This window comes from Aquimarina agarilytica ZC1 (assembly GCF_000255455.1).
Taxonomy (GTDB): domain Bacteria; phylum Bacteroidota; class Bacteroidia; order Flavobacteriales; family Flavobacteriaceae; genus Aquimarina; species Aquimarina agarilytica.
The window spans coordinates 1-10,426 of record NZ_JH621305.1 but is presented as its reverse complement, the minus strand read 5'-3'; the positions used below and the strand labels follow the sequence as shown (position 1 = coordinate 10,426).

At 31.2% G+C, this 10,426-nt stretch carries 8 protein-coding genes; 5 read left to right on the top strand and 3 right to left on the bottom strand.

Annotation, left to right across the window (positions count from 1 at the left end):
• The first annotated feature begins 240 nt into the window (after positions 1-240).
• The gene (locus KQA_RS0217725) at positions 241-654 is read left to right on the top strand and encodes a hypothetical protein (protein WP_010182956.1); all 414 of its coding nucleotides are present in this window, start codon (positions 241-243) and stop codon (positions 652-654) included.
• Positions 655-749: 95 nt separating this feature from the next.
• On the opposite strand, the gene KQA_RS0217720 is transcribed toward KQA_RS0217725, so the two are convergent.
• Complete coding sequence (locus KQA_RS0217720; protein WP_010182955.1) at positions 750-2,192, bottom strand: S41 family peptidase; 1,443 nt, start codon at positions 2,190-2,192, stop codon at positions 750-752.
• Positions 2,193-2,302: 110 nt separating this feature from the next.
• Between KQA_RS0217720 and KQA_RS0217715 the strand changes: the two genes are divergently transcribed.
• Positions 2,303-3,862, top strand: coding sequence for an NAD(P)/FAD-dependent oxidoreductase (locus KQA_RS0217715; RefSeq protein ID WP_010182954.1), 1,560 nt, complete (start codon positions 2,303-2,305; stop codon positions 3,860-3,862).
• A gap of 2 nt (positions 3,863-3,864) precedes the next feature.
• Here the strand turns inward: KQA_RS0217715 and KQA_RS0217710 are convergent, their stop codons facing one another.
• Positions 3,865-4,257 (bottom strand): YchJ family protein, encoded by a 393-nt coding sequence (locus KQA_RS0217710; RefSeq protein WP_010182953.1) that lies wholly within the window; start codon positions 4,255-4,257, stop codon positions 3,865-3,867.
• A gap of 184 nt (positions 4,258-4,441) precedes the next feature.
• Entirely contained in the window at positions 4,442-5,023 is a 582-nt protein-coding gene (locus KQA_RS0217705; RefSeq protein ID WP_010182952.1) for a PhnA domain-containing protein, read from the bottom strand.
• A gap of 335 nt (positions 5,024-5,358) precedes the next feature.
• Here KQA_RS0217705 and KQA_RS0217700 point away from each other — a divergent pair, with 335 nt between their 5' ends.
• From KQA_RS0217700 to KQA_RS0217690, 3 genes are all read left to right on the top strand, one after another.
• Positions 5,359-6,249: a M57 family metalloprotease gene (locus KQA_RS0217700; protein ID WP_010182951.1), complete on the top strand. Its 891-nt coding sequence runs from the start codon at positions 5,359-5,361 to the stop codon at positions 6,247-6,249.
• A 474-nt stretch (positions 6,250-6,723) separates the two neighbouring features.
• Positions 6,724-7,611 (top strand): M57 family metalloprotease, encoded by an 888-nt coding sequence (locus KQA_RS0217695; protein WP_010182950.1) that lies wholly within the window; start codon positions 6,724-6,726, stop codon positions 7,609-7,611.
• Positions 7,612-7,911: 300 nt separating this feature from the next.
• Complete coding sequence (locus KQA_RS0217690; protein WP_010182949.1) at positions 7,912-10,263, top strand: T9SS type A sorting domain-containing protein; 2,352 nt, start codon at positions 7,912-7,914, stop codon at positions 10,261-10,263.
• Positions 10,264-10,426 lie beyond the last annotated feature (163 nt).

Genomic DNA, 10,426 nt, shown 5'->3' with positions numbered 1-10,426 from the left:
AGCAATCACCATTATATTAATGCTTTTATGCGAAAATATTAAATTAAAATCGTATAATACTAGCTCAATGAGACTAATAAATCAGATTTAATTTGGTTGATTTACTTTAATGTATTGATTGTGAAATATTTGTGTTTTTTTATGTTAATAAAAATGAAAACCTAGAGTGGGTATGATTACCTATGGTATTTTTATAATCTATTTTTAACCAATTATATAGCAAATTTTTAAATTTAGATTATGAATTTGAACATGAAACTTTTACGACCTATTTTTTTTATTGTGGTTAGTTTTTTAATTGGATCATGGACATCCAATAAAAATAATGTCACTTTAAAGCCAAAGAAAGAAATAGTTACTTTTCCAAATGATTTAACCAAAATTGCATGTAAAAAGAATTACACTTTTATGGTGTCCTATAATGCTCTTAAAAAGAGAGAAATTGTTGTTGAAATATGGAAAGGTGGAGAATGGATACATTCAGGAAAAAAAGTGATTAAAAAAGGAGAGGGGATGACATTTGTAGATGTAAATATGGATCAAAAATTAATAAAAGGAACAGATTATTCATTAAGAGTGCAACTAAGGCCCATTGGAGGAACCTGGAATCAATTAACAGCTTATTTTGAAATACCTGAAGTTACTGTAAGGTAAGGTAAATTGTATTTTTAATAAGTAGTACAATAATCAAAAACAAAAGGTTTTGTGAGAAAGCACAAAACCTTTTGTTTTTGATAAATAGATATCTTTTATTCGGATGCATACATACGTTGGTAGTTTGGGTCATACATTCGACTTGATCCTACGTATTTCCCAAGTGCTTGGGGGATTAATTGTTTGGCCGCAGGTGTAGCCTTACCTGTAATGTCATCTAGTGCTTTTTTTAACAAAGGTTCATCTACATCACCAAGTGTGCCTAAATTAAAAAGATTTTCCTTGGCAATGATAGTCGGAGTTAATCCGCTATTAGGAACTTGAACATTGTTATTATTTACACTTTTAAATATTAATGGCTGAAGGGCATATTTGTGACTTTCATTAATGTTTTCTTTATTAAATAGGTTGGGAGAGTCATAAAAAGTAGTAGATGCTTGTGATTTTCCAACGGTTCCGGTTTCATCACCAACAATAACAACATCAATATAAGCGCTTAAACTGTTAGGAACTAATTCACTGGATGAAGCAGTTTCATTTTTAGTAGTAAGGAAATATACTTTTTTAAGGTTAAGAGAATTTAATGCTGAGTTTGCCGGAGTTTTATTTACAAATCTTTGGACTAAACGTTCAGGGTTGCTTTCTTCAAATCTTTTTTGTAAATCACTGTTCCATTGTTCTTTTAATATAACTTGATCCGTGAATTGTCCAGTAATAAGACTAGCTAATGCAATAGCAGTTGCTACGCTTCCGCCTCCATTATATCTTAAATCTACAACTAAATCAGTAATTCCGGCAGATTTAAATTTCCCAAATTCCGTATTAAGTTCCTCTTCCGAATTTCTAATAAAACTATTGTATAATAAGTAACCAATTTTAGTATTATCAACTTCAAGTACTTTAGAAACAGCAATTGGATTTTCTGTAAATTCAATTTTTTCTAAATTAAAAGTTTGATCGGTGTCCGTGATTTTTTGATCTACAACTTCAGCAAGTCCTAGGGAATAATTTTTGGGTTCACTACCAAAAAGTTTACCTCTATTATTCACTGTTATTTTTTCATTGTCAATTTTATTAAATACCATGCCTCTTTTAATACCCGCTAGGTCGGCAGGACTTCCTTTTGCAATTTGAGTGGCTACGATATATTTGGAGTTTTCATTTTCCAAATCCATTTCAATAAAATCCATACCGGTGGATAAACGGACTCCACTAAAAAAATTTTCTAATCTAACAAAATCACTAACTATAAAGCTAAATCTATCTTTTTGAGGGGTTAATAATTCAAAAAAGTTTATTGGATTTCCTTGTTGATTAGTATAGGTATTAATTTCGTTTTGATTATTAAATCTGTCGTTGGCTAGCAAAGGTTGCTCATCTTTATATAAATAGAACGCTTGTAAAGAATTGTAAATAAATGAATTTACTTGATTGTTAACTGTGCCATTTATGTTAACTAAATTACCATCATCATCGTTATTACACGATACAAATAATAGCATAAAAGTTATAAAAGGGATAATAAAACGATTTTTCATATGCTTTTTTTAATACAATTTAAGGGAATAAAATCAAAAATAACCGATTTAGGGACTTTATTCGGCAAGGAGAATTATTATTTTTGTATATCTAAAGTCGTTAAAAGTTTATGCCCATTACTATTCGCATTCAAGTTTCTCCAAAGGAAGCCACATTATTACATGTTTTAAAAAGAAAAGTTGCTCAATTGAATAGTATTCCTGAAAAGGATATAAATCATATTGAAATTGTGAAGCGCTCTATTGATGCTAGGCAAAAAAATATTAAAATCAATTTGACTTTAGCCCTATATATTAATGAAGACTACATTACTAAGCTAACACACCTGCCAGATTACCCAAATGTATCCAATTCCGAACAAATCATTATTGTAGGAGCTGGACCAGCTGGACTTTTTGCGGCTTTGCGTTGTATTGAATTAGGATTGAAACCTATAATTATTGAGCGTGGAAAGGATGTACGTAGTCGCAGGAGAGATTTAAAAGCGATTACTCGTGATCATATAGTGAATGAGGATTCTAATTATTGTTTTGGAGAAGGAGGGGCAGGAACATACAGTGATGGAAAATTGTATACACGATCTAAGAAAAGAGGGGATGTAAACCGAATATTAGACTTATTGGTTGGTTTCGGTGCCACTCCAGAAATTAAAGTGAATGCTCACCCTCATATAGGAACCAATAAATTGCCAGACATTATTGCGTCCATACGTAAAAAAATAATTGAACAAGGAGGGGAAGTTTGGTTTGATCAAAGAGTTATTGATTTCAATATAAAAAATAGTGAAATTGATGGAGTAATTTTACATGATGGTAGCAAAGTTACTGCTAGAAAAGTCATTTTAGCAACAGGGCATTCAGCGCGTGATATTTTTGAATTATTATACAAAAAAGAAATAGTAATAGAAGCAAAACCATTCGCATTGGGAGTAAGAGTGGAACATTCACAACAGTTCATTGATCAAATTCAATATAAAACTAAAGAGCGCAGTGCTTATTTGCCTCCATCACCGTATAGCATTGTTAAGCAGGTTAATGGTAGAGGGATGTATTCATTTTGTATGTGCCCAGGTGGGGTTATAGCACCATGTGCCACAAGTCAAGGCGAAGTGGTAACCAATGGTTGGTCACCTTCAAAAAGAGATCAACCAACATCGAATAGTGGTATTGTTGTTGAATTGCGTTTGGAGGATTTTAAGCCCTATGCAAAGTTCGGTCCTTTGGCAGGAATGCATTTCCAAGCTGCAATAGAAAAAAAAGCTTGGCATTTGGGAGGTGAAACTCAACGTGTACCAGCACAACGTTTAACAGATTTAGTCCAAGGAAAGGTTTCACAATCTTTGCCTGAAACATCCTATAAACCCGGCTTAACTTCAGTTGATATGGGAGGTGTTTTTCCTGATTTTATTCATAATATATTAAAACAAGGTTTTCAAGATTTTAATAAGAGTATGCGCGGTTATTTAACAGAGGAAGCTGTTGCTCATGCCCCAGAATCTAGGACTTCTTCGCCCGTACGTATTCCAAGAGATCGTGTTAGCCTAGAGCATCCACAAATTAAAGGTTTATACCCTTGCGGAGAAGGAGCAGGTTATGCTGGTGGAATTATATCAGCAGCCATTGATGGCGAAAAATGTGCTGAAGCTATTGCAAAAGTGCTAAAGGGGTAGCTTTATACTTCGCCAACATATACCCAATGTCCATTTTCAATAGTAAAAAGGGAGTTTTCATGAATGCATTCTAATGTTCCATTTTCATAAAAAAAGGCTTTGAACTCAACAGTGCCTGTATTGGGTGATGTAAAAGAAGTATGCAAAACATCAAGTTTTACCCATGTCACAGCTTTTGCCCATGCAAGTAGTTCCTTTTTTGCTTTGCTAGAATTATCTCTGGTTTTAGAAGACCAACTTTGTAGTAAATAATCTATTTTGGTCCTAACAAAGGCAGTGTAACGAGAGCGCATTACATCTTCGGGTGTTTTGGCTAGAGTTATATTACTGTGAATAATTTCGCAACAATCATGATAGTTTTTGCTTCTCCCGCAAGGGCAATTTGTATTATTCATTTTTAGTTTTATCTAAATTTTGTTGAGATTTTAGTTGTTCTTGAAATTTTCGAACCATCTCCTTTTTACGATCTTTATTTTTATCCTTTTCTTTTCGGGCCTTATTTTTTTGCGCTCCATTAATTTGGAATGAAGCGCTTTATTTTTTGTGTTTTTGGCACTACCTGATTTGGCCATGTTAAATTTATATTTTTTTAACGTATTTTGTAATAATCACAATTTGTTGTCCGTCAACTTTACCTTCTATATATGCTGCATTTTCATGATCAAGTGATACCCGTCTAACTGAGGTGCCTCGTTTTGCAATCATACTAGAACCTTTTACAGGTAAGTCTTTGATCAGTACCACGCTATCTCCGGCTTCAATAATTACACCATTACTATCACGATGTATAATTTTATCTTCTGGTGCTTCACCTTCACCGGTAGCTTGCGCCCATTTTAAATCGTCTTCTTCTAAATACATCATGTCTAGCAAATCTTGAGGCCACCCCTCATTGCGTAAACGACTTAGCATACGCCATGCCATTACTTGTACTGCTTTATGCTCACTCCACATACTATCATTTAAACAACGCCAATGATTTACATCTGTTTTTTCAGGGGTCTCAATTTGCTCAATGCAAACAGTGCAAGTATAAATAGATTCATTTATTCCTGCATTTTTTACTACAGGAGGAACTAGGTATATATTAAGATTATCAGTATTTCCACAGAGTTCACAACTTTGGTTACTTCGTTTTTTTAGTTCCCTTTCAATGTTCATTACTATCCTATTTATTAAAGAACAAATGTAGCCGATTCTAATAAATAATAGGGGATTATAAAGTTGAAAAGACAGGTGTTTTATTTGTTATGATTCTTAATTGTGTTTTTTTTCTAGTTTTTTTAAGCTTTATAAAATTCTAGGTAAGGATTTATATTGTTGCTTATCAGTCTATTTTGTTTTGTTTAACTTAAAATAGATGCCTTGTGTTTTTTTAAAATACTTATTTAAAGTATGATTTGTTTTTGTTTGGTAGTAGGGTAAATAATCTTTGAAACGTTTAATATGTGTTAGCTAACTAAAATTATTTAATAAATACAAATCGTTCATTATATATGAAAACAATTTTTAAAATAGTCATTGTAGGTCTTGGTACCGCAGCTTTATTTTCTTGTGAAAAAGAAGCACCTATTACATCAGAAAATTCATTAGAAACCAATACTAATTTATCAAATAGAGAGCAAGTCAATTTAGGAAAACTTGGATTTGATATAAAAAATACAGAAAAAAAAACTATTTCTTTTCCTGATAATACAACTCAAGAATATTATGTAAATGCAGATCAATTATACCCCGTAGCAACTTTAGATGACTTAGATGATATTAGACCTTTTACTAAAGTTGATGCTGAGGCAGAATTAGATAGTAAATTGTTTAGATCTTTCAATTTAGCAGCAGGAAATAGGACGTATACAGTAGCCTTTTTTGATGTAAATCAAGAATACCAAAGGCAAGCCATTGGGGATTTTATATGGGCATTTAATACCATACTAGATACTTCAATCCAACTACGAGCTGTTTTTGCTCCACAGAGTGCATTTAGCTCAACATCAAGAGATATAGCTATATTTTTTGAAGACCTAGGTCCACGATCTGTTTTGGGGTTAACACTAGCTTTAGCAGAATTTCCGTCGCAAAATTTACCAGGTAAAAATATAAGTGTAAATTCAAATAGTGAAGCTACACCAAACTATAATACTAGAGCTAATTTTAGATCTTTATTAATGCATGAGGTGGGTCATTTGTTCGGTTTACGACATAGTGATTTAACAGGAATACTTGAAGGAGAAATTGATAGTGGTATTGGTGCACGTAACATTCCTGGGACAGATAATACTGGGCTAAGTCGAGATTCAATTATGTTCTCTGGATTTGTTGGAGGCAGATGGTATACAAATCAAGATATAGTAGCTATGCGTTATTTATATGGTCATGTACCAAGATAAATTTAGTATGTAATTAATAAACAAGTTATTAGTTAAGCAATTTTATTATATAAACGTGCTATAAAATTTTATAAAAGCGGGAAATCCATATTGGAAGTCCTGCTTTTTTATTTTTTGAAGCTTATAAGCTGTAAACTAGTATTAGTATGATAAGTAATCTAAATAACTAAAAAGTACATATTTGTGTAAACAACTTGTATTTAAACAATAGTTTGATTAATAATACCTCACTAAGTTGGGAGGACTGGAGCTAATTAATAAAGTTTTTTTTTATTGGATACTGGTGGGTAAAATAGCAGTAATTATTTAAGATGTTGTCCAGTAATATTTTAAGAGCTTCATTCAAATATAGTTAGAAAAAAGCTTTATAAACTTTAAAAAAAATGAATAAAACAAGGGTAGGGTTATTTAGTTTGAAAGCGTATAATATTCGTTGATCAACTAAACATATATAAACTTATAAATAATAAATTAATGAATTTTTTTTTAAAGACAGTATTAATTAGCTTAAGTGTTATGAGCATTTTTTCTTGTGAAAAAGATAATAGTAACATAGCTGAAGGTGCTACAGAAGTTAAGAATGAAAATGTATTTTCAAACCGAGAACAAGCTAATTTAGAAAAGCTTGGTTTTGATTTAACTACAACTATAAAAAGTACAATAACTTTTCCTGATAATTCAACAAAAGAATATTATGTTGATGGAGATACTAAGTTTCCTGTTAATGAATTAAGTAAATTAGATGCTATATTGCCATTGACAGAGATTGATGCTAGTACAGAGTTAAATGAAAAACTTTTTTCAGCTTTAAATTTAGCTGGGGGTAATCGTGTCTACACCATTGCATTCTTTGATTTTAACCAACAATACCAAAGACAGGCAATAGGCCAAACTATATGGGCATTTAATACTATTTTGGATACATCTGTACAACTTAAAGCTGTATTTGCTAATGGAAATCAATTTGGAACATTAAAAAGAGATATTTCGGTATCATATGTTTATGATATAGGTCCAGCGAAAGCTATAGCCGACTTTCCAATAAATAATATGCCAGGAAAAAATATTGTTGTTTCATATAAGCCAGATATTGTTGCTACTTATAACACAGTAGGAAAGTTTCGTAATTTAATGATGCATGAAATTGGACATACTTTTGGTTTGGTACATAGTGATTATAAGGCTTTTCCAGCTGAAGTTACAGAAGCGGAAGGTTTTGGGATCAAACATATACCGGGTACTGATGATTCAGGTTTAGATCTTAATTCGATAATGTCGGGGTCATTAGAACTAGGAGACAGATGGTATACAAATCAAGATATCGTAGCTATGCGTTATTTATATGGTTATGTGCCAAGATAAATTTTGTAATAGTCAATAATTTTATTGGAGGGTAGATTAGATTATATAGATTTATCCAAATTAAAATACTTTAAAAAAAGAGTATTCTAAATATTTTTAGAGTACTCTTTTTGTTTATGTTCATACCCCATGTATAAACTATTTTTAATTGATTTTGACAATGGTTTTTTAATTAAATTAAGGTAACGTTTATCGAATTGTGTAAAAAAGATGTAGGAATAAAGGAGTTGCTATGTAAGCAATCATAATATCTATTTAATTTGCAAATGCTTAATTGTAAATATTTAATAACAACTACTCATGAATGCAAATCAACTTTCGATTTTTAGGAAAAGTTTTATCCTAAGCCTTTTTTCTATTTTATTTTTAGGAAACCTTTATGCCAAAGATATTTATGTGGCTAAAAATGGTTCAAATTCTAATAATGGTACTAAAAATAGCCCATTTAAAACTATTCAAAAAGCTGCCGATGTTGTACAAGCTGGTGATGTGATTTTTATAAGAAGAGGTGTTTATAAAGAGAAGATAACGGTAAGAAAAAGTGGAACAGCAGGGAAATGGATAAAAATCAAGGCTTATCCTGGCGATGAAAAAAAGGCGATTATTGATGGTACCCCTTTATTGATATTAAGGAGTAGTTATATTGAAGTATCAGGAATACGAGTTCAAAATGTGCATGTAACCAATGGTCGTAGTGAAGGTATATATGTCGAGGGTCCGGCATCAAACATAGTTTTAAAGAATAACCATACGTTTAATACACGAAATTCTGGTATTGCCGTTTGGGGAGTTGGTTTTAAAAAGAACTTAGGAAACTTAAAAAATATACGAAACGTAAAAGTATTAAATAACAAGGTTGAAAAAGCTTGTAATGGAGGTTATAATGAGTGTATTACATTATCAAATGGAATTATAGATTTTGAAATTGTTGGAAATGAAATTTTTAATGGAGGAAATCCAATAAATGGTGGAGAAGGTATTGATATAAAAGTAGGTATCCAAAATGGAAAAATAGCAGATAATTATGTACATGATTTAACCAGAAGAGGGATCTACTTAGATGCTAATGGATCAGTTGGTGAAACCAAACCGTTTGTTAAAAATGTAAAAATATACAATAATGTTTCTGTGAGGAATGTTGGTCATGGATTAGCGCTAATGACGGAAGGTATAGGTGATGTGTCTGACATTGATGTATATAATAATTTATTTCATAACAATACGGATGATGGGATAATGATTTTTAATCACCCTAAAGGAACAGGGAATGTTTTTGATATTAGAATATTTAATAACACTATGGCTTTTAACAAGCGTAAAGGATTTTTATTAGCTCATCCTCGTTCTTTTGATATCAAATTGTATAACAACATTATATGGGGTAGTGAAGATAACGGATCTAAAAGATCACAAAGAAACAAGGATTATAGTATTTCTGCAGGTAAAGCAACAGAGAATAATAATTTAATTGCTGTAAATCCTCAGTTTGTTAATGTTAATAATGGGAATTACAGATTAAAGAAAAATTCTCCTGCAATTGACAAAGGAATTGCTTCTGGTGCTCCTAGAGAAGATTTAGATAATAAGAATAGAAATGGAAAAATTGATATAGGAGCTTATGAATTTGGGGCTGCCTCAAATGGAGGTAATCCAAGACCTTCGACACCTGCACCTACGCCAGTATCAAATAATAATGGGCCGGTAACACTTTATGAAAATTGTAATTTTAATGGAAAAAGTGTTAATTTAAATATAGGAGATTATGCTAATTTTAATACTATAAACTTTGCTAATGATGCATTATCTGCAATAAAAATTAAATCTGGTTTTGAAGTAATATTGTATAGCGATGGAGGATTTAGAGGGAGATCAATTACATTGAAATCGGATGATACCTGTTTAATTAACAATGGGTTTAATGATGTTGTTTCTTCTATTAAGATAAAAACAACTTCGAATGGAGGTAATAATGGAGGCAGCAATGGACAGTTGTTAAATGATGATATTTACACGATTAATTCATTTAAAACAAAACAGAATATAGTGGCTCCAGATTGGTACAATCACCAGGCAAGAGTGATTAATAATGGTAATTTTAAAGATCAAAGATGGATATTTAAACATCAAGGAGCTAATTTTTATACGATTCAAAATGAAAGAACTAAAAGGTATTTAAGGGTTGAGGGTAACGAATGTAATTTAGGTTCTAAGATTTTTACAGAAAACAATGCTTTACGTTGGAAAATAGAAAAGTTTGGGAATACTTATGTTTTAAAACCAGATTATTGTCAGCAGAAAGCATTAGATGTGGCAAGGGGACAAAATGATGCAGATGTACAATTATGGGATTTCAATAAAAATAATGGGAATCAAAAATGGGTAATTACTAAAGCGACTGGTACTGCATTAAAAACTTTAGAAGCTAATGATACTCAAGATTTGGTTAAAATATATCCTAATCCAACTTCGGAGATTTTATACATCAATAATGTAGCTCCTTTAACAGCTATAAATGTATATGATTTAAATGGATTAATCAATAAGTTTACATCTGATGATCAAGGTCAGTTTTCACTTAATGTATCTAGTTTGGCGAAAGGCTTGTACATGTTAAAAATAAATACACGTACATACAAGTTTGTAGTAAAGTAGGATTTTAAATTTATTTGTGATGTTCTGAATGATCGTTACAAAATTAATAAAACAAAAAAGTAGCAACTTAAAATTGCCACTTTTTTGTTTTAATATAGTATCAAAGGCGCATTCAGAGAATAGCCTAATTCTCATAAATTATACATAAAAAATCCAAAATTTG